The 19,215-nt window shown below is 67.8% G+C and carries 18 protein-coding genes; 11 read left to right on the top strand and 7 right to left on the bottom strand.

Annotated features, from left to right (window positions below; translation table 11 throughout):
- Positions 1–15 precede the first annotated feature (15 nt).
- The gene (gene rpsA / locus RPIT_RS04070; RefSeq protein WP_077340910.1) at positions 16–1,452 is read left to right on the top strand and encodes a 30S ribosomal protein S1; all 1,437 of its coding nucleotides are present in this window, start codon (positions 16–18) and stop codon (positions 1,450–1,452) included.
- Between the two features lie 66 nt (positions 1,453–1,518).
- Here rpsA and RPIT_RS14905 read toward each other — a convergent pair whose 3' ends face one another.
- A complete protein-coding gene (locus RPIT_RS14905) occupies positions 1,519–1,674 on the bottom strand; it encodes a lmo0937 family membrane protein (protein ID WP_143028177.1) in 156 nt (51 codons plus the stop codon).
- An 87-nt stretch (positions 1,675–1,761) separates the two neighbouring features.
- Here RPIT_RS14905 and coaE point away from each other — a divergent pair, with 87 nt between their 5' ends.
- Positions 1,762–2,355, top strand: coding sequence for a dephospho-CoA kinase (gene coaE, locus RPIT_RS04075; RefSeq protein ID WP_077340912.1), 594 nt, complete (start codon positions 1,762–1,764; stop codon positions 2,353–2,355).
- Here coaE and gcvP read toward each other — a convergent pair.
- The 3 genes from gcvP to gcvT are packed head-to-tail and all read right to left on the bottom strand — an operon-like array spanning position 2,348 to position 6,650.
- Positions 2,348–5,176 (bottom strand): aminomethyl-transferring glycine dehydrogenase, encoded by a 2,829-nt coding sequence (gene gcvP / locus RPIT_RS04080; RefSeq protein ID WP_077340914.1) that lies wholly within the window; start codon positions 5,174–5,176, stop codon positions 2,348–2,350. The genes coaE and gcvP overlap by 8 nt on opposite strands.
- Position 5,177: 1 nt before the next feature.
- On the bottom strand, positions 5,178–5,537 hold the full coding sequence (gcvH, locus tag RPIT_RS04085) for a glycine cleavage system protein GcvH (protein ID WP_077340916.1): 360 nt from the start codon (positions 5,535–5,537) through the stop codon (positions 5,178–5,180).
- Positions 5,538–5,546: 9 nt separating this feature from the next.
- Complete coding sequence (gene gcvT / locus RPIT_RS04090; protein WP_077340918.1) at positions 5,547–6,650, bottom strand: glycine cleavage system aminomethyltransferase GcvT; 1,104 nt, start codon at positions 6,648–6,650, stop codon at positions 5,547–5,549.
- Between the two features lie 101 nt (positions 6,651–6,751).
- Here gcvT and RPIT_RS04095 point away from each other — a divergent pair, with 101 nt between their 5' ends.
- Positions 6,752–7,021: a hypothetical protein gene (locus RPIT_RS04095; RefSeq protein WP_077340920.1), complete on the top strand. Its 270-nt coding sequence runs from the start codon at positions 6,752–6,754 to the stop codon at positions 7,019–7,021.
- Between the two features lie 16 nt (positions 7,022–7,037).
- Positions 7,038–7,187 (top strand): hypothetical protein, encoded by a 150-nt coding sequence (locus RPIT_RS04100; protein ID WP_157633334.1) that lies wholly within the window; start codon positions 7,038–7,040, stop codon positions 7,185–7,187.
- 34 nt (positions 7,188–7,221) lie between these two features.
- On the opposite strand, the gene uvrB is transcribed toward RPIT_RS04100, so the two are convergent.
- Positions 7,222–9,276 carry an excinuclease ABC subunit UvrB gene (gene uvrB, locus RPIT_RS04105; protein ID WP_077340925.1) on the bottom strand — a complete coding sequence of 685 codons (2,055 nt, stop codon included), beginning with the start codon at positions 9,274–9,276 and terminating at the stop codon, positions 7,222–7,224.
- A gap of 55 nt (positions 9,277–9,331) precedes the next feature.
- Entirely contained in the window at positions 9,332–10,018 is a 687-nt protein-coding gene (locus RPIT_RS04110) for a maleylpyruvate isomerase family mycothiol-dependent enzyme (protein ID WP_162274486.1), read from the bottom strand.
- 25 nt (positions 10,019–10,043) lie between these two features.
- On the opposite strand from RPIT_RS04110, the gene uvrA reads away from it, so the two are divergent.
- Positions 10,044–12,887, top strand: a complete 2,844-nt coding sequence (uvrA, locus tag RPIT_RS04115; protein WP_093664686.1) for an excinuclease ABC subunit UvrA — start codon at positions 10,044–10,046, stop codon at positions 12,885–12,887.
- Between the two features lie 24 nt (positions 12,888–12,911).
- On the opposite strand, the gene RPIT_RS04120 is transcribed toward uvrA, so the two are convergent.
- Positions 12,912–13,469, bottom strand: a complete 558-nt coding sequence (locus tag RPIT_RS04120) for a hypothetical protein (protein ID WP_077340931.1) — start codon at positions 13,467–13,469, stop codon at positions 12,912–12,914.
- A gap of 33 nt (positions 13,470–13,502) precedes the next feature.
- Here RPIT_RS04120 and uvrC point away from each other — a divergent pair, with 33 nt between their 5' ends.
- The 6 genes from uvrC to RPIT_RS04150 all read left to right on the top strand — a co-directional run bounded on the left by uvrC (position 13,503) and on the right by RPIT_RS04150 (position 19,213).
- Entirely contained in the window at positions 13,503–15,422 is a 1,920-nt protein-coding gene (uvrC, locus tag RPIT_RS04125) for an excinuclease ABC subunit UvrC (RefSeq protein ID WP_077340934.1), read from the top strand.
- Positions 15,423–15,490: 68 nt separating this feature from the next.
- A complete protein-coding gene (locus RPIT_RS04130) occupies positions 15,491–16,075 on the top strand; it encodes a biotin transporter BioY (protein WP_077340936.1) in 585 nt (194 codons plus the stop codon).
- Positions 16,072–16,767 carry an energy-coupling factor ABC transporter ATP-binding protein gene (locus RPIT_RS04135; RefSeq protein ID WP_077340938.1) on the top strand — a complete coding sequence of 232 codons (696 nt, stop codon included), beginning with the start codon at positions 16,072–16,074 and terminating at the stop codon, positions 16,765–16,767. Before RPIT_RS04130 ends, RPIT_RS04135 begins: the two co-directional genes overlap by 4 nt.
- The gene (locus tag RPIT_RS04140) at positions 16,764–17,393 is read left to right on the top strand and encodes an energy-coupling factor transporter transmembrane component T family protein (protein ID WP_077340940.1); all 630 of its coding nucleotides are present in this window, start codon (positions 16,764–16,766) and stop codon (positions 17,391–17,393) included. The genes RPIT_RS04135 and RPIT_RS04140 overlap by 4 nt, the downstream gene beginning before the upstream one ends.
- A gap of 9 nt (positions 17,394–17,402) precedes the next feature.
- Positions 17,403–18,269, top strand: coding sequence for an RNase adapter RapZ (rapZ, locus tag RPIT_RS04145; protein ID WP_077340942.1), 867 nt, complete (start codon positions 17,403–17,405; stop codon positions 18,267–18,269).
- Positions 18,266–19,213: a gluconeogenesis factor YvcK family protein gene (locus tag RPIT_RS04150; protein WP_077340944.1), complete on the top strand. Its 948-nt coding sequence runs from the start codon at positions 18,266–18,268 to the stop codon at positions 19,211–19,213. The genes rapZ and RPIT_RS04150 overlap by 4 nt, the downstream gene beginning before the upstream one ends.
- Positions 19,214–19,215 lie beyond the last annotated feature (2 nt).

The raw sequence follows: 19,215 nt of genomic DNA on the forward strand, positions 1-19,215 counted from the left end.
TCGGAGCCCTACTACATGACCTCCTCCACTGAGGCATCGGCTGTCGCAGTCGATGACATTGGCACCCGCGACGACTTCCTCGCGGCGATCGACGCCACCATCATTTCTTTCAACGACGGAGACATCGTTTCCGGCACCGTCGTCAAGGTCGACCGGGACGAAGTCCTGCTCGACATCGGTTACAAGACCGAAGGCGTCATCCCGTCCAAGGAACTCTCCATCAAGCACGACGTGGACCCGTTCGACGTGGTCCAGGTCGGTGACGTGATCGAGGCCCTCGTCCAGCAGAAGGAGGACAAGGAGGGTCGCCTCATCCTGTCCAAGAAGCGTGCTCAGTACGAGCGCGCCTGGGGCACGATCGAGAAGATCAAGGAGGAGGACGGCGTCGTCACCGGTTCGGTCATCGAGGTGGTCAAGGGTGGCCTCATCGTCGACATCGGCCTGCGTGGCTTCCTCCCCGCGTCGCTCGTGGAGATGCGTCGGGTCCGCGACCTCCAGCCGTACGTCGGCATGGAGCTCGAGGCCAAGATCATCGAACTCGACAAGAACCGCAACAACGTGGTCCTGTCGCGCCGCGCGTACCTCGAGCAGACTCAGTCCGAGGTCCGCCAGACCTTCCTCACCCAGCTGCAGAAGGGCCAGATCCGCAAGGGTGTCGTGTCCTCGATCGTCAACTTCGGCGCTTTCGTCGACCTTGGCGGCGTCGACGGCCTCGTGCACGTGTCGGAACTCAGCTGGAAGCACATCGACCACCCCAACGAGGTTGTCGAGGTCGGTACCCCCGTCACCGTCGAGGTGCTCGAGGTCGACATGGACCGCGAGCGCGTGTCCCTGTCGCTGAAGGCCACCCAGGAAGATCCGTGGCAGACGTTCGCTCGCCTGCACCAGATCGGCCAGATTGTGCCCGGCAAGGTCACCAAGCTCGTCCCGTTCGGCGCGTTCGTTCGCGTCGGTGAGGGCATTGAGGGCCTGGTCCACGTGTCCGAGCTGGCCGAGCGCCACGTCGAGATCCCCGAGCAGGTCGTGGCTGTCGGTGACGACCGCATGGTCAAGGTCATCGACATCGACCTCGAGCGTCGTCGCGTGTCGCTGTCGCTCAAGCAGGCCAACGAGGGTATCGACGTCGCCGCAGACGACTTCGATCCGCTGCTCTACGGCATGCAGGCGTCCTACGACGATCAGGGCAACTACATCTACCCCGAAGGCTTCGACCCGGAGACCAACGACTGGAAGGAAGGCTTCGAGGAGCAGCGCGCTGCTTGGGAAGCCCAGTACGCCCAGGCGCACGCTCTGTGGGAGCAGCACAAGAAGCAGGTGGAGTCGGCCGAGAGCGCAGACCGCGAGGCAGCCGTCGAGGCTGGCACCGGTTACGTGACCGAGACCTCCACCGAGGGTTCGCTGGCCACCGACGAGTCGCTGCAGGCGCTGCGCGAGCGGCTGGCCGGTAGCTGACCGACCGGTCCTGAACAGTAGAAGAGGCCGCCCCTCCAGGAGGGGCGGCCTCTTCTGCGTTGAACCTCAGACGCCCTTGCGGCCCGTCACCAGGTTGTAGATGAGGATGGCAAGCGCCACCAGCAGCAGGATGTGGATGAAGCCGCCGGCGATGTCGGCGATGAGGCCGATCACCCAGAGAGCGACGATCACCACGAGGACGATCCAGAGAATGCGGGCCATGGGTGCTCCTTTGTTGGTCGTGTGGTCCCGAGGGGAGAGCCGTCGGCCCTTCCCGCATTCACCCTAGTCGCGCGTACCATTTGAAGCATGGCAAGAATCGCGCTGACCGGAGGAATTGCTTCCGGGAAGTCCATGGTGTCCGACGACCTGGCGCGGCGGGGGGCCGTCATCATCGACTCCGACGTACTGGCGCGGGAGGTGGTGGAGCCGGGGACCGAAGGTCTGCACCGCATCGTGGAACGCTTCGGCAGCGAGGTGCTGAACGCTGACGGTTCGCTCGATCGGGCCAAACTGGGAAACCTGATCTTCTCCGACGAGCGCAGCCGTGAGGACCTCAACGCGATCGTGCACCCACTGGTCCGCGCACGGGCCCGGGAACTGGAGAGCGCCGCGCCGCCCGACGCCCTCGTCGTCCACGTCATCCCGTTGCTCGTCGAAACCGGGCTGGACAGGGAATTCGACCGCGTCATCGTGGTCGATGCCCCGGCCGAGACCCAGGCCCGGCGGCTCATGAGACGAAACAACCTCGGGAATCAGGACGCCATGGCCAGGATCAACGCGCAGGCCTCGCGTAGACAGCGCCTTTCGGTGGCGGACTGGGTGGTGGACAACAGCTCGGATCAGGCCTCCACCGTCCAGCAGATTGACCGGATCTGGGCCGACCTGACAGCCGTCAGCTGACGGTGCCCTCCCACGGGGGGCAGGCACACACCAGGTTGCGGTCGCCGAAGGCGTTGTCGACGCGGCCGACGGGCGGCCAGTACTTGTCCACCCGGAAGGCGCCGGCGGGGAAGCACCCCTGCTCGCGCGAGTAGGGTCGATCCCATTCGGCCAGGAGGTCCTCGACCGTGTGGGGCGCCCGTCTGAGCGGTGACTCGTCGGCGGACACCCTTCCCTCCACCACATCATCGGCTTCGCGGGCGATGTCGAGCATCGCCGCGACGAAGCGGTCCAGCTCCGCGAGAGTCTCGGACTCCGTCGGTTCCACCATCAGCGTGCCCGCTACGGGCCAGGACATGGTGGGCGCGTGGAAGCCGTGGTCGACGAGCCGCTTGGCGATGTCATCGACGGTCACGCCGTGAGCTGCGAATCCACGTGGGTCGACGATGCACTCGTGCGCGACGCGGTTGTTGGCCCCCCGGTACAGGATGGGGTAGGCCCCCTCGAGCCGCGAAGCGAGGTAGTTCGCGCTGAGGATGGCCACCCGCGTGGCCTGGGTGAGGCCGTCGCCGCCCATCAGCCGCATGTAGGCCCAGGAGATGAGCAGGATGGAGGCCGAACCGAACATCGCCCCCGACACCGCTCCAGGTTCTCCGCTCGTCGGGTCGCTCGGCAGGTGGGCCCGCAGATGGTCCTTCACACCGATGGGCCCCATGCCCGGACCTCCGCCCCCGTGGGGGATGGCGAAGGTCTTGTGAAGGTTGACGTGGCTGACGTCGCCGCCCAGGTCGCCCGGTCGGACGAGGCCGACCATGGCGTTGAGGTTGGCGCCGTCGATGTACACCTGTCCGCCGTACTCGTGGGTGATGTCGCAGACGCGGCGCACGGTGTCCTCGAAGACGCCGTGCGTGGAGGGGTAGGTGATCATGATCGCGGCCAGGCGATCTCCGGCCTCCCGCGCCTTCGCGGCGAAGTCCTCCAGATCGATGTTGCCGTGGTCGTCCGCCTTGACCGCCACGACGCGCATCCCGGCCATCGCAGCGGAGGCCGGGTTCGTCCCGTGAGCGGAGGTGGGGATGAGACAGACGTCGCGATCCTCGCCACGGGCGCGGTGGTATGCGGCGATCGTCAGGAGCCCGGCGTACTCTCCCTGGGCTCCACTGTTGGGCTGCATGGAGAAGGCGTCGTAGCCGGTGATCTCGCACAGCTTGGCTGACAGATCCTCGATGACCTCCCGGTACCCAGTGGCCTGCTCCTGCGGCGCGTAGGGGTGGAGCTCCGCGAACTCCGGCCAGGTGATCGGCATCATCTCCACTGCCGCATTGAGTTTCATCGTGCACGAGCCCAGCGGGATCATCGCGCGGTCGAGGGCGAGATCCCGGTCCGACAAGCGGCGCATGTAGCGCATCATCTCCGACTCGGCCCGGTTCATGTGGAACACGGGGTGCGTCAGGTACTCGCTCTCGCGTAGGATCTCCGGCGCGAGCGCAGGCGTGGCGCTGAGCTCCGGCTGCTCGGGCACCCCGAAGGCGTCCAGGACGCGGGCCACCACGTCGAGCGTGGTTGTCTCGTCGACGGAGATGCCGACCTTGTCGCGGCCGACCTTGCGCAGGTTGATGCCACGATGCTCTGCTGCGGCGAGGATGCCGGCCTGGCCCAGGCCCACCTCGACGGTGATGGTGTCGAAGAATTGGGCAGGCTCCACGGCGGCCCCGTGGGCACGCAGCCGCTGGGCGAGGGTCGCCGCGGTCAGGTGGACCCGCTGCGCGATGGCCCGGAGCCCCTCCGGGCCGTGGAAGACGGCGTAGAACGACGCCATCACCGCCAGCAGCGCCTGAGCGGTGCAGACGTTGGAGGTGGCCTTCTCCCGGCGGATGTGCTGCTCGCGCGCCTGCAGGGCCAGGCGATAGGCGCGGTTGCCGGAGGCGTCCTTCGAGACGCCAACGAGCCTGCCCGGCATCAGGCGCTTGAGCGAGTCCCGACAGGACAGGTAGGCGGCGTGGGGGCCGCCGTATCCCATGGGCACTCCGAACCGTTGCGCGGAACCCACAGCGATGTCGGCGCCCATCGCCCCCGGCTCCTTGATGAGGCACAGTGCCAGCAGGTCGGCGTCGACGATGGCCAGCGCCCCCGCCTCATGGAGCGCTGCGCACTGGTCGGTGAAGTCGCGCACATGTCCGTCGGTGCCCGGGTAGGCGACGATGGCGGCGAAGACATCCTCTGCCACGAGGTCCTCCACCGGACCGGACACGACCTCGATGCCCAACGGCAGCGCCCTGGTGGCGAGCACCGCGAGGACCTGCGGATGTAGATCGTCAGCGGCGAAGAACCTCTTCTTCTTCCCCTTGCCGGCGTTATAGGCCATGGTCATGGCCTCGGCGGCCGCAGTGGCTTCGTCCAGGAGGGAGGCGCCGGCGATCTCAAGCCCGGTGAGGTCGCTCACCATGGTCTGGAAGTTGAGGAGCGCTTCCAGGCGCCCTTGGGCGATCTCCGGCTGGTAGGGGGTGTAGGCCGTGTACCAGGCGGGGTTCTCGAGGATGTTGCGCTGGACGGCTGGAGGGGTCACCGTGCCGTAATAGCCCTGGCCGATGAGCGAGGTGCGCACGTGGTTCCTGGCGGCGACCCGACGCAGCTCGGAAAGCATCCCCGCCTCGGTGAGGGGCGGCCAGCTCAGGGGCTGATCCTGACGGAAGTCCGCTGGAATCGTCTGGTCGATGAGCTCGTCCAACGACGAGACGCCGACGGCGTCCAGCATCCGCGCCATCTCGGCGGGACTGGGGCCGATGTGGCGGCGGTTGGCGAAGTCGTCGGGATCGTACGCGGTGGCCTGCCAGGTGCCCATGTCAACCGATCAGCGCCTGGTACGCGGCTTCGTCGAGGAGAGAGTCGAGGGCGCCAGGGTCGGCTGGGCGGATGCGGAAGAACCAGGAGCCGGTCGGATCCTCGTTCACCTTCTCGGGGGACTCCGCGAGCTCGTCGTTGACGGCGGTCACGACTCCGTCGAACGGTGCAGCGATGCCGGAGGCGGCCTTCGTGGATTCGATGACCGCAGCTTCATCGCCCGTCGTCAGCTCGGCGCCCACCTCGGGGAGCTCGATGAACACGATGTCGCCCAGTTCCTCCGTGGCGTGTGCCGTGATGCCAACCGCGACGTCGTCCCCGGAGTCGTCGAGCCATTCGTGGTCTGCGGTGTACCTGATCATGCCGATGTCCTAGCGCTTGTACTGGTGGGGGATAAAGGGAAGGTCAGTGACGCTGAGCGGGAGCCGTTTACCCCGAACCTCTGCGTAGACGGTGCCCGCAGTGCCTCGCGGGAGCATGGCCATCGCGATCGGGCCGCCGACAGAGGGGCCGAAGCCGCCTGAGGTGACCACAGCGATCTGTTCGTCCGACTCTGCCGAGGCGAAGAGCGGAGCCCTGTCGCGCACCGGAGCCCGGCCTTCGGCTCGCAGCCCGACCCGTTCGCGTGGCGTACCGGTGTCGAGGAGCGGCAGGATGACATCGGCGCCGGGGAAGCCTCCAGCCCTGGAGCCCCCACTACGACGCACCTTCGGGATGGCGAAGGCCAGGCCCGCCTCGACCGGGTTGATGTCTTCGGTGAGGTCGTGTCCGTAGAGCGGCATGCCCGCCTCGAGGCGCAGCGAGTCACGCGCGCCCAGCCCTGCGGGGGCGACGCCGTCGATATCGAGGAGTCGGCGGGCGAACTCCTCGGCCCGTTCGTTGGGCAGCGAGATCTCGAAGCCATCCTCGCCCGTGTAGCCGGATCGCGAGACCCAGACCTCGGTGCCGTCCCAGCTGAGCTTCACCGAGTCCATGAAGACGAGCCCCGTGGCCTCGGGGATCAGCTGTGTCAGGGCGCCCCCGGCCCGCGGGCCCTGAAGAGCGAGGAGTGACCGATCCGCAACGTGCTCCACCTCGACTTCTCCGAGACTGCGGAGATGCGCCAGGTCGTGCTCGGTGCGGGCGGCGTTCACGACCAGGAAGAAGTGCGTGGAGTGGTTGGCGATCATGAGGTCGTCCAGGACTCCGCCGTCGGCTGAGGTGAACAAGCCGTAGCGCTGGCGCCACGGGGCCAAACCGACGATGCTCGCCGGGATCAGCGTCTCCAGGGCGGTAGCGGCGTCGGCCACCTGTCCGGACGTGGGACGCACCAGCACCTGGCCCATGTGGCTCACGTCGAAGAGCGAAGCGGCGGTGCGCGTGTGGTGATGCTCTGCGATTCCACCCGAGAACTGCACGGGCAGCTCCCAGCCGGCGAAGTCGACGAGCTTACCGCCGAGTTCCTGGTGTAGCGCGTGGAGCGCCGTCGTCTGCATTGACACCCTTCCGGTTCCCGGGGCCGGGGATCAGCCGGGCGTCGGCCTCCTCGGGTTCTCCCGCGACGACGCCAGCCTAGCAATCTCGCTACCGTGTGGGGGTGCAGCCCCGGAACACGCGATCAGTCCTCGCTCTCGTCCTCAGCAACGTGCTGGGAGGGGTGGGAGTCGCCTCCGGAATCGCGGTGGGGGCGCTGCTCGTCGCGAGCATGAGTTCAGAGGCCTTCGCCGGTGTCGGACAGGCACTGGGGGTGCTGGGGGCGGGGCTGCTGGCCGTCCCCCTCGCGGCCCTGGCGACGCGTCGGGGCCGTCGCGCCGCGCTCTCGCTCGGCTACGCCATCGCCGTCCTCGGTGCTGCTGGCCAACGTTGATTCCGGAGACGTCAGGGTGACCCTTCAGGGAGCCACGGACGCTCTGATGAGCTACGGCGGAGCGTCGGCGGCGCTGCTGTCGGGTGTGGTGCTCGCGGCAGTGGGTTTTGGTTGGCTGGCGGTCATCTCCGCTCTGCTCATCGCCCCGGCGGGGTTCGTGGGCTGAGTTGCGTGGCGCTCACGTCGTCGTCAGTGATCGGTCACTTCGAGGCCTCGATCATCGCCCGCAACTCCTTCTTCAGGTCGGCGATCTCGTCGCGGTGCCGGGCGGCAACCTCGAATTGCAGGTCCGCCGCAGCCTGATGCATCTGACTGGTGAGGTCCTCGATGAGGGTGGTCAGCTCGTCCACGGGGAGCTTCGACGTGTCGAGGCCACGCTTCCGGCCGGGCTTGGCGGAGCTGAGCAGCTGGTCGGTATCGGCGTCCTCCCGGGCGAGCATCTCGGTGACGTCGGCGATGCGCTTGCGCAGCGGCTGTGGATCGATGCCGTGCTCGGTGTTGTAGGCCACCTGGATGACGCGGCGCCGGTTGGTCTCGTCGATGGCGGCCTCCATCGACGGCGTGATCTTGTCGGCGTACATGTGCACCTGTCCGGCCACGTTTCGGGCCGCACGCCCGATGGTCTGGATGAGGGACCGCTCGGAGCGGAGGAACCCCTCCTTGTCTGCGTCGAGGATCGCGACGAGTGACACCTCCGGGAGGTCCAGGCCCTCGCGCAGCAGGTTGATGCCGACGAGGACGTCGTACTCGCCCAGCCGCAGTTCCCGAAGCAGCTCGATTCGTCTGATGGTGTCGATGTCCGAGTGGAGGTAGCGGGCCCGGATGCCGTTGTCCATGAGGTAGTCGGTCAGGTCCTCGGCCATCTTCTTGGTCAGCGTCGTGACCAGGACGCGCTCGTTGCGCTCCACCCGGAGCTTCACCTCGCCCATCAGGTCGTCGATCTGGCCACGTGTCGGCTTCAGCACCACCTCGGGGTCCACCAGACCCGTCGGGCGGATGATCTGCTGGACGAAGCCATCGCTTCGCTCGAGCTCGTAAGGCCCCGGGGTGGCGGAGAGGTAGACGGTCTGCCCGATCCGGGTCACGAACTCGTCGAACTTCAGCGGCCGGTTGTCCATCGCGCTGGGGAGCCGGAATCCGTGCTCGACCAGCGTGCGCTTGCGGGACGCGTCGCCCTCATACATGCCCCCGATCTGCGGGATCGTGACGTGGGACTCGTCCACGATGAGAACGAAGTCTTCCGGGAAGTAGTCCAGCAGACAGCTGGGGGCGGTCCCGGGAGCACGGCCGTCGATGTGGGCCGAGTAGTTCTCGATGCCCGAGCAGGTGCCGATCTGACGCATCATCTCGATGTCGTAGCTGGTCCGCATCCGCAGGCGCTGCGCCTCCAACAACTTCCCTTCCGCTTCGAACTGCTCCAGCCTGCCCGCGAGTTCCGTCTCGATGCGGCCGATCGCGCGGTCCATCCGGTCGGCCCCGGCCGAGTAGTGGGTGGCGGGGAAGATGTAGCTCTCCGACTCTTCACGGATCACGTTGCCAGTGAGGGGATGCATCGTGGCGATGCGCTCGATCTCGTCGCCGAAGAACTCCACGCGCAGGGCGTTCTCCTCGTAGACGGGGAACACCTCGAGCGTGTCGCCCTTCACGCGGAACGTCCCGCGGCCGCCCCCGATGTCGTTGCGTGCGTACTGGATGTCCACCAGCCGCCGCAGTAGCCGATCGCGGTCGAACTCCTCTCCGACGCGCAAGGTCACCCGCTGCTGCAGGTACTCCTCCGGGGTGCCGAGTCCGTAGATGGCCGACACGGTGGCCACGACGATCACGTCGCGCCGGGTGAGGAGGGAGCTCGTCGCAGCGTGCCGCATCCGCTCGACCTCCTCGTTGAGTGAGGAGTCCTTCTCGATGTAGGTGTCGGTCTGGGGGAGGTAGGCCTCGGGCTGGTAGTAGTCGTAGTAGGACACGAAGTATTCGATGGCGTTGTTGGGCAGCAGGTCGCGCAGTTCATTGGCGAACTGCGCGGCAAGGGTCTTGTTCGGCTGCATGACCAGCATGGGCCGCTGCAGGCGCTCGGCGAGCCAGGCGACCGTTGCCGTCTTGCCGGTGCCCGTCGCCCCCAGCAGCACCACGTTCTGCTCCCCGGCGTTGATGCGCTTCTCCAGTTCGGCGATGGCACGCGGCTGGTCGCCAGAGGGCTTGAACTCCGAGATCACCTGGAGCGGCGCCACCTGGCGCTGAAGTTCCTCAACTGGTCGCATGACAGCAAGGGTAGTCGGGCGCCCAGACAACTTCCGGGCCTGAGCCCGTCGCCCGCTACGAGCGGATGAGGGTGGGGGACTCGATGCCCCGCGCCAGCCAGGCCAGCAGATCAGCGGCTGGGCCGCGGATCTCGGCCACAGAATCACCCTGACGTCCGACGGTGCCCTCGTAGCCTTCGTCGGCCACCAGTCGGTGCGCCGGGAAGTCCTCCCTGTCCCCGATGTGGACCACCTGAAACGCCAGGAGGGACAGGGCGATCTCGGGACTCAGGTCCCGGGGGCCGAAGTGGCTCTCCATATCCATGTGGTGCAGGACCACCTCGCCCAGGCGCGCGAGCGGGATGTGCCTGGCCGAGAGATGGTAGCCCGCACGCAGCGTCACCAGGCGGTCGTCACCCTCCAGCGCCCCCAGCTCCGCCTGGAGGGCGCTGGCGCTCGTGTCGAGCTTGATCTGCAGCTCGAGCCCGCTGTCGAGACTGCCGAGTTCGAGCGCGCGGTGCCTGGCGGCCTCAGACTCGTACATCCGTCGGGGGGTGCCCGCGTGGAGTCCCTGGATGGCGCGCACCATCCCGAGCGCTCCCTCGACGAGGTGCGTGGCCACGTGGCTGCGGGTCCAACCGATCAGCGCCGTCGGGTGTGCCCAGTCGTCGTCGGAGTAGGAAATCGTCGTGCCTAGCAGCAGCGATGTGTGCTCGCGGACAGCCTCAACCACTTCGCCGAAGGGGGCGCGGTTGATGGGCATGGGACCAACGTAGCAAAGACGTACCATTGCGGGCGTGAATGATCGTCTCGTCGTGCGGGGAGCCCGCGTCCACAACCTCAAGAACGTGTCGCTCGATCTCCCGCGGGATTCGCTGATCGTCTTCACGGGGTTGAGCGGCTCCGGCAAGTCGTCGCTCGCGTTCGACACCATCTTCGCCGAGGGCCAACGTCGCTACGTCGAGTCCCTGAGCGCCTACGCCCGCATGTTCCTCGGTCAGATGGACAAGCCCGACGTCGACTTCATCGAGGGTCTCTCGCCCGCGGTCTCCATCGACCAGAAGTCGACGAGCCGCAACCCCAGGTCGACCGTCGGCACCATCACGGAGGTCTACGACTACCTCCGGCTCCTCTACGCCCGGATCGGCGTCCCGCACTGTGAGGTCTGTGGCGCGGTCATCGGCCGCCAGACACCCCAGCAGATCGTCGACCGGCTCCTGGGGCTCGAGGAAGGTACGCGCTTCCAGATCCTCGCGCCGCTGGTGCGGGGCCGCAAGGGTGAGCACGCCGAGCTCTTCCGGCAACTCGTGGGGGACGGCTACAGCAGGGTGCGGATCGACGGCGAGACGTTCCCGCTCACCGAACTGCCCGAGATCGACAAGAAGCGCAAGCACGACGTGGACGTCGTCGTGGACCGCGCGGTTGTGCGTCCGACGGCGAAGCAGCGCATCACCGAATCCATCGAGACCGCGCTCGGCCTCGCCGGTGGTGTCGTCACGATCGACTTCGTCGACCTTCCCGTCGATGATCCCGAGCGAGAGAAGCGGTACTCCGAGAAGCTCGGGTGCCCCAACGAACACGACGTCAGCATCGACGAGCTGGAGCCCCGGCAGTTCTCCTTCAACGGCCCCTGGGGGGCGTGTCCCGACTGTTCCGGGTTGGGCACGCTGCTCGATCCCGACCCGGAGCTCATCATCCCGAACGAGGATCTGTCACTCGGTGAGGGTGCGATCGCCCCCTGGAGCTCGGCCACGATCCGCTCCCACTACGAGCACGTCCTCCGGTCGCTGGGTGAGGAGCACGGGTTCTCCATGGACACCCCGTGGTCGGATCTGACGGCCGCCTCGCGGAAGCTCATCCTGGGCGGGGTGAAGGGCAACGTCGTGGTGAGTTACCGTAACCGCTTCGGACGGGTGCGCTCGTTCTCGCAGAAGTACGAGGGCATCATCCCCTTCGTCCGCCGTCGCTATGACGAAGCGGAGACCGACGCCGCCCGCGACCGGTGGGGCGGCTACATGCGCGAGATCAACTGCGCCACCTGTGGGGGCGCCCGCCTGAAGCCGTCGAGCCTGGCGGTCACCGTCGCCGGCCGCAACATTGCGGAGATCGCCGAGATGTCCATCGGCGAGGTGGCAGGCTTCCTCGGCGGTCTGGAGCTGACACCGCGGGAGGCCACGATCGCGGCGAGGCTGGTCAAGGAGATCAACGCCCGGCTGCGCTTCCTCCTCGACGTCGGCCTCGACTACCTCACGCTGTCGCGGGCCGCGGGCACCCTGTCGGGCGGGGAGGCCCAGCGCATCCGTCTCGCGACCCAGATCGGGTCCGGTCTCGTGGGCGTCCTCTATGTGCTGGACGAGCCAAGCATCGGGCTGCATCAGCGCGACAACCTCCGCCTCATCGAAACGCTCCACCGGCTACGCGACCTGGGCAACACACTGATCGTCGTCGAGCATGACGAAGACACGATCCGGGCGTCCGACTGGGCGGTCGACATCGGGCCGGGGGCCGGCGAGGGGGGAGGCGAGGTCGTCGTCTCCGGCACCGTGCAGGAGATGCTCGATCATCCCAACTCGAAGACGGGTGCCTACCTCTCCGGCCGTCTTGCCATCCCGGTCCCCGCGGTGCGCCGGCCGGGCAACGGCAAGAAGATCGTCGTCAGGGGGGCCCGCGAACACAACCTCCGTGGGATCGACGTCGAGTTCAAGCTAGGCCAGTTCATCGCGGTGACGGGGGTATCCGGGTCCGGCAAGTCGTCGCTCGTCAACTCGATCCTCTACACCGCGGCGGCCAAGGCCATCTACAACTCCAAAGCCGTCCCGGGTCGGCACAAGTCCCTGGAAGGGCTGGAGCATCTGGACAAGGTGATCCAGGTGGATCAGTCTCCGATCGGCCGGACCCCGCGCTCGAACCCGGCCACGTACACCGGGGTCTTCGACAAGATCCGCAACCTCTTCGCCAAGACGCCCGAGGCCAAGGTGCGCGGCTACCTGCCGGGCCGGTTCTCCTTCAACGTCAAGGGCGGGCGGTGTGAGCACTGCATGGGTGACGGCACCATCAAGATCGAGATGAACTTCCTGCCCGACGTGTACGTGCCGTGCGAGGTCTGCCACGGGGCCCGGTACAACCGCGAGACCCTCGAGGTCCACTACAAGGGCAAGACCATCGCCGAGGTGCTGGACATGCCGATCAGCGAGGCGGTGGAGTTCTTTGAATCCATCCAGTCGATCGCGCGGTATCTCAAGACGCTGACCGAGGTGGGGCTGGGCTACGTGCGGCTTGGCCAGCCCGCCACGACGCTCTCCGGTGGCGAGGCCCAGCGGGTGAAGCTGGCAGCGGAACTGCAGAAGCGCTCGACGGGCCGCACGCTGTACGTGCTCGACGAGCCGACCACAGGCCTCCACTTCGAGGACATCGGCCGGCTGCTCGGCGTGCTCCAGCGGCTCGTGGATGCGGGCAACACGGTCGTCACGATCGAACACAACCTCGATGTGATCAAGTCGGCCGACTGGATCATCGACATGGGGCCCGACGGCGGCTCACGTGGCGGCACTGTCGTCGCGACCGGCACGCCCGAACAGGTCGCTGCCAACGAGTCGTCTGCGACGGGCCGGTTCCTCGCGCCGCTTCTGTGAGGGTGGCCTCTCCCTGCCCGACGCTTACTCGGCTGGGGTGTAGGACCAGTCGCGGGGGCGCTGGACGAACCGGTTCCACAGGAAGGACCCGACGCCGAGGGTGACCGTGGCAGCGGCGAGGAAGTAGACCGAGGGGTGGACGGGGCCGTCGTAGCCGCGGGCGGCACGCACCAGGTCCTCGCCGCGGAACACCTCGAAGTACAGGTCCGGCGTGCAGGCGATCTCGTAGGTCCCCGCCTCGGCCGTGAAGCGGAAGGCGGGGCGCTTGGTGATCGACTCGTCGCGCGTCACCACCACCAGGCCGCCGTCGTCCTCGGTGACCGTGCACTCTGTCAGCGGCCCCCGCATGCTGGTGATGCCGTAGGCGGCCGAGGGCTCCGTCAGGACCAGGGGACCCCCGACAGAGGAGTGGTAAATGTGCTCCGGACGGGAGTGCTCATTGAAGTTGGCCACGACCGCGAAGTGCGTGTACACGGCAGCACCGAGCATCAGGAGACCCGCGATGACCGTGACCACGGCGCCCAGCACCCCGAGGAGGCGCGCGGCGCGTCGGCGGGCCCGGGGGCGGCTCGGAGCGGTCATCCTCCCAGCGTAGTCCCGCCTATCATCTAAGCCATGGCCGACCCGAAGAGTTACCGTCCCCGGCCGGGCTCGATCCCGACCGACCCCGGCGTGTACCGATTCTTCGATGCCTTCGGCAACGTCATCTACGTTGGCAAGGCCAAGAACCTCCGCCAGCGTCTGAACTCCTACTTCGCGGATCCGGCGGCGCTCCACTTCCGGACGCAGACGATGGTGCGAACGGCCGCCAAGGTCGAGTGGACCGTTGTCGCCAACGAGCTCGAGGCACTCCAGCTCGAGTACACGTGGATCCAGCAGTTCGATCCCCGGTTCAACGTCAAGTACCGCGACGACAAGTCCTACCCCTGGCTCGCAGTCTCGATGAGCGAGGAGTACCCCCGGGTGTGGGTGGGTCGTGGCGCGAAGAAGCGCGGCACGCGTTACTTCGGACCGTTCGGCCAGGCCTGGGCGATCCGCGAGACGGTCGACCTGCTGCTGCGGGTCTTTCCGATGCGCTCATGCACCCAGGGGGTCTTCAACCGGGCACGGTCATCCGGACGCGCCTGTCTTCTGGGTGACATCGGGAAGTGTTCTGCGCCGTGTGTCGGGCGGGTCAGCGCCGATGAGCACAGGGCGATCGCCGAGGACTTCTGCGCCTTCATGGGCGGCAGCACGGGCGGCATCATCGGCCGCATCGAACGCGACATGTACCAGGCGTCGGCTGATCTGAACTTCGAGCGAGCCGCCGTGTTGCGCGACTCGCTCGGCGCGCTGAAGCGGGTCCAGGAGAAGAACTCGGTGGTGCTGTCCGACGGCGTCAGGGCCGACGTCGTGGGCTTCGCCGACGACGGCCAGCAGGTGGCCGTGCAGGTCTTCCACGTCGTGGACGGACGCATTCTGGGGGAGCGCGGCTGGATCGCGGACCGGGCGGACGACCGGCCGCTGACGGAGCTCCTGGAGGCCTTCCTCGAGCAGCTCTACACCGACGATCTCGAGATCCCCCCACACGTGCTCACCTCCGTCGAGGCGGAACCCACCCTGATCGACCATCTCACGGCGCGGCGGGGCACCAACGTCAGCATCCGGGTCCCACTGCGCGGCGAGAAGCGAGCGCTCCTCGACACGGCCGTCAAGAACGCCCAGATGGCCCTGGAGCAGGCCAAGCTTCGGCGCGCCTCGGACCTCACCACGCGCAATCGGGCACTCGACGAGATCGCCGAGGCGCTCGGGCTGGACGAACCCCCGCTGCGCATCGAGTGCTACGACATCTCCCACACCATGGGATCTGAAGTCGTGGGATCGATGGTCGTCTTCGAAGACGGTCTGCCCCGAAAGAGCGAGTACCGACGGTTCATCATCAAGAGCTTCGAGGGATCCAACGACGTCGCAGGCATCGCCGAGGTACTCGGCCGGCGGGTCCGCAGGCTCGTCGACGACCGCGCCTCGGACATCAAGGTGGATCCGACCACCGGCGAGGCGGCCCGGTTCTCGTACGCACCCGGCCTCATCGTCGTCGACGGTGGCCTCCCGCAGGTCAACGCCGCCGCGGCCGTGCTTCGCGAGGCGGGGCTGCACGAAGAGATCGCGCTGTGCGGTCTGGCGAAGCGGCTCGAAGAGGTGTGGGTGCCGGGCGAGGAGTACCCCATCATCCTGCCCCGCGCGTCCGAGGGCCTCTACCTTCTGCAGCGCCTCCGCGACGAGGCACACCGCTTCGCCATCACGCACCATCGTTCCCGGCGGGCGAAGCAGGTGGTGGAATCCGTGCTCGATGACGTTCCCGGTCTCGGGCAGCTGCGGCGAAAGGCTCTCCTCACCTACTTCGGCAGCCTCCGGAAGTTGCGGCAGGCGAGCGTGGAGGAGATCGCGCAGGTCCCGGGATTCGGACCCACGCTGGCCACCTCGGTGAAGGCCGCCGTCGCCGAGAGCGGAGGCGAGGCCATCAACCTCAGCACGGGTGAAGTGACCGAGCTGTGAAACCAGATTTGAACACTGTTCAAAGGGGGTGTTAGATGGGGCCTGTCGATTCACCCGAAGGAGCACCGATGAGCGTTGATACCGCTGCCCCCGCCCGCACCCTCGCCCCCGCGGACCTCGCCTACGTCGCCGTGTTCGCGGCACTCATCGCCGCGCTGGCGCTGGTGCCAAGCTTCCTGCTGGCCGGCGTCCCGTTCTCGTTCGCCGTCATCGGTGTGGCGCTGGCGGGCCTTGCGCTGGGTCCCTGGCGCGGGGCCGCAGCGGTGGGGCTGTACGTCGCCGCCGGGGCTGCCGGCCTGCCCATCTTCTCCGGCGGGCGCGCGGGACTCGGGACCCTCTTCGGGCCGACCGGTGGCTACATCCTGAGCTTCACGCTCGCAGCGCTCGTCATCGGTGCCTTCGCGCGGCTCGCGGTGCGCCGCGGGATCACCTCGAGGTCGCTGGTCTGGATGCTTGCGGGCTGCGTCGTCGCCAGGTTGGCGCTCATTCTTCCGCTCGGCGTCGCAGGGCTCCATCTCTGGGGAGGCATGGGGATCCGAGAGGCGCTGCTGGTGGATCTGCCCTTCATTCCCCTCGACCTCATCAAGTTCGTCGTCGCGGCCCTGCTAGCGGTCTCGGTGCACAAGGCCTTCCCCAGGTTGCTCGGCAGATGATCAGCTTGCGTGCGGTCAGCGTCGTCGTCCCTGCCGGGGGCCGGGGCGAACGTGACCGTGCGCTGCTCACTGACGTCACCCTGGATCTTCCGGAACACCGGATAGCCGTCATCGGCGCCAACGGGTCCGGCAAGTCGACGCTTCTGCGCCTGCTCAATGGCCTCCGTGCGCCCACCTCCGGAACGGTGAGCGTCGACGGGCTCAGCACGGTCGAGCAGGCGAGCCTGGTGCGTCGCCGGGTGGGCTTCGTGTTCACCGACCCACTGGCCCAGCTGCTCATGTCGACCCCCATCGAGGACATTGAGCTCAGCCTGCGGGGCACCGTCAGGAACCGGGCCGAGCGCGCCCGCCGCGCGCAGGCGCTCCTGGACGAACGCGGGCTCGGTCACCTCGCGCACCAGAGCATCTACGACCTCAGTGGCGGCGAGCGCCAACTCGTCGCGCTGACCAGTGTGCTCGCCGTCGACCCCGCCGTGCTGGTCGCGGACGAGCCGACCACCCTGCTGGACCTGCGCAACAAGCGGGCTTTGCGCCAGGTCTTCGCGGGTCTCGCCCAGCAGATCATCTACTCGACGCATGATCTCGACGTGGCCGCCGACGCCGACCGGGTCCTCGTGGTCCACGACGGTCGGATCGTCGCCGACGGCGCCCCCGACGAAGCGATTGCACAGTACGAGTCGGTGCTGGCGTGAACGTCCACGATTCCCTGCTCGGCCTCTACGAGCCGGGTCCGGGTTGGCTCTTCCGGCTCCGGGTCGGGTGGAAGTATCTCGTTGTGCTGGCGTTGACACTGCCGCCGCTGATCGCCGGAACGCCGTGGGTGAGCCTGTCGGCGGTGCTGGTGACGCTGGCCCTGTTGTGGTCCTCGGGAATCACGCCTCCGCGCGCAGTGCGGGTGGGCCTGCCCATCTGGCTGATGCTCGCCGCGCTCGTGGCCTACCACCTCGTCTCATTCGATCCGTCGGCAGCCGCGACCCATCCGGTGAACATCCTCAACGCCGTGCTCGCCGCCCGGATCCTCACTCTCACCACGTCGACCCCTGCGCTCATGGACGCACTGGCGTCGGGACTACGGCCGCTCAGCTGGGTCCGTGTGGATCCCCAGCAGGTGGCCCTCGCCGTGGCACTCATGATCCGATCCATTCCGTTCCTCGTCGGGTCGGTCGGGGATGCCCGCGATGCGGCACGGGCCCGCGGACTGGATCGCAATCCGGCGCTGCTGCTGACGCCGGTCGTCCTCGGGGCGGTCAGCTACGCGCAGCGCACGGGCGAGGCGCTCCATGCGCGTGGGCTGCCCGCTGGAGATGAGGCCCACTAGGCTGGCCGCATGACCGATGCTGCGCCCCTGGAGTTCGCCCTCATCACCGGACTGTCCGGCGCCGGGCGACGCACGGCCGCCCACACGATGGAGGATCTGGGCTGGTACGTGGTGGACAACCTCCCTCCGGAGATGCTCCCGTCCCTCGCCGAGATCCTCCGCGGCTTCGGCGTGCGACGGCTGGCGGTGGTCGCGGACGTCCGCTCGCGCGAGCAGTTCGAGCGGCTGCCCGCTGCCATCGAGCAGCTGAAGTCGGATGGAGCCGTCGTCACGTCGCTGTTCCTCGAAGCCACCGACGACGTCATCGTGCAGCGGCAGGAGTCGAACCGACGGCCGCTCCCGCTCCAGGGCGGAGATCGCCTCATCGAGGGCATCGAGCGCGAGCGGCGCCTGCTCGCTGATCTCCGTGCCGACGCTGACATCGTCGTGGACACTAGCTACATCTCGGCCCGACAACTGGCGCAGCGCGTCGCCAACCACTTCGGGGACGAGGCCACCGACAAGCTGAAGGTGGCCATCATCTCCTTCGGCTTCAAGAACGGCGTGCCGATCGACGCGGACATGGTGTTCGACGTGCGCTTCCTGCCGAACCCCTTCTGGATCCCGGAGCTGCGCCCCAAGTCCGGGCTGTCCAAGGACGTGGCCCAGTACGTGCTCAAGCACGACGCCGCCAAGCGTTTCCAGGACCACATGGTCGAGCTCATCGAGACGGTCAGCCCTGGCTACCTCAAGGAGGGTAAGCGCCACGTGACGGTCGCCATCGGATGCACCGGCGGAAAGCACCGTTCGACGTCGATGGGGGAGGAGCTTTCCGAGAGGCTCCGCGCCAAGGGATTCCCGACGACCGTCCTCCACCGGGATCTGGGGAAGGAATGATGGCCAGTCGCCTGCCACGCGTCGTGGCCCTGGGTGGGGGCCACGGGCTGGCCGCGTCCCTCACCGCCCTGCGTCGGATCACGGACCGGTTGACCGCAGTCGTGACGGTGGCCGACGACGGCGGATCCTCCGGGCGCCTGCGGCGTGAGTTCGGATGCCTACCTCCGGGGGACCTGCGGATGGCGCTCGCTGCGCTGTGCTCGGACGATCATGAGGGTCGCACCTGGGCCGACGTCCTCCAGGCGCGCTTCCGCGGCGACGGCCCGCTCGCCGGGCACGCCATCGGCAACCTCCTCATCGCGGGACTGTGGCAGCACTTCGACGATGAGGTCGAGGGTCTGGACATGGTGGGCAGCCTCCTGCGCACCCGGGGTCGGGTCCTGCCGATGAGCTCGGTGCCGCTCGAGATCGAAGCCGACGTCCTGGGGCTCGACCCGCTGGAACCCGACGAGGTGTGCACCTTGAGCGGCCAGGCCACGGTCGCGACGTCGCGGGCGACAGTCCAGGCCGTCCGACTCGTGCCCGAGCGGCCGCCGGCACGGCCGGAGGCGGTGTCGGCCATCCGCGAGGCCGACTCGATCGTGCTCGGGCCGGGATCGTGGTTCACGAGCGTCATCCCGCACCTGCTGGTACCCGACCTCGCGGCCGCGATCCTCGGTACCCGGGCACAGCGGGTCCTGGTGCTCAACATCGCCCCGGCGGAAGAAACAGATGGGTTCACCCCCTCACGTCACATCGAACTCCTCGCCGAACACGCGCCGGGGCTGCGCCTCGACGTGGTGATCGCGGACGAGCGCTTCGCGGCCAGCGATCCGCACCTGGAGAAATTCGTCACGTCGCTCGGCGGACGCGTCGTCACGGCCGACGTCGCGGCGCGGGATGGCTCGCCCACGCACGACCCCAACCGCCTCGCTGCGGTCCTCAGCGAGGTCATCGCCCGCTGACG

Origin of the sequence: Tessaracoccus flavus, assembly GCF_001997295.1 — a bacterium.
GTDB lineage: Bacteria > Actinomycetota > Actinomycetes > Propionibacteriales > Propionibacteriaceae > Arachnia > Arachnia flava.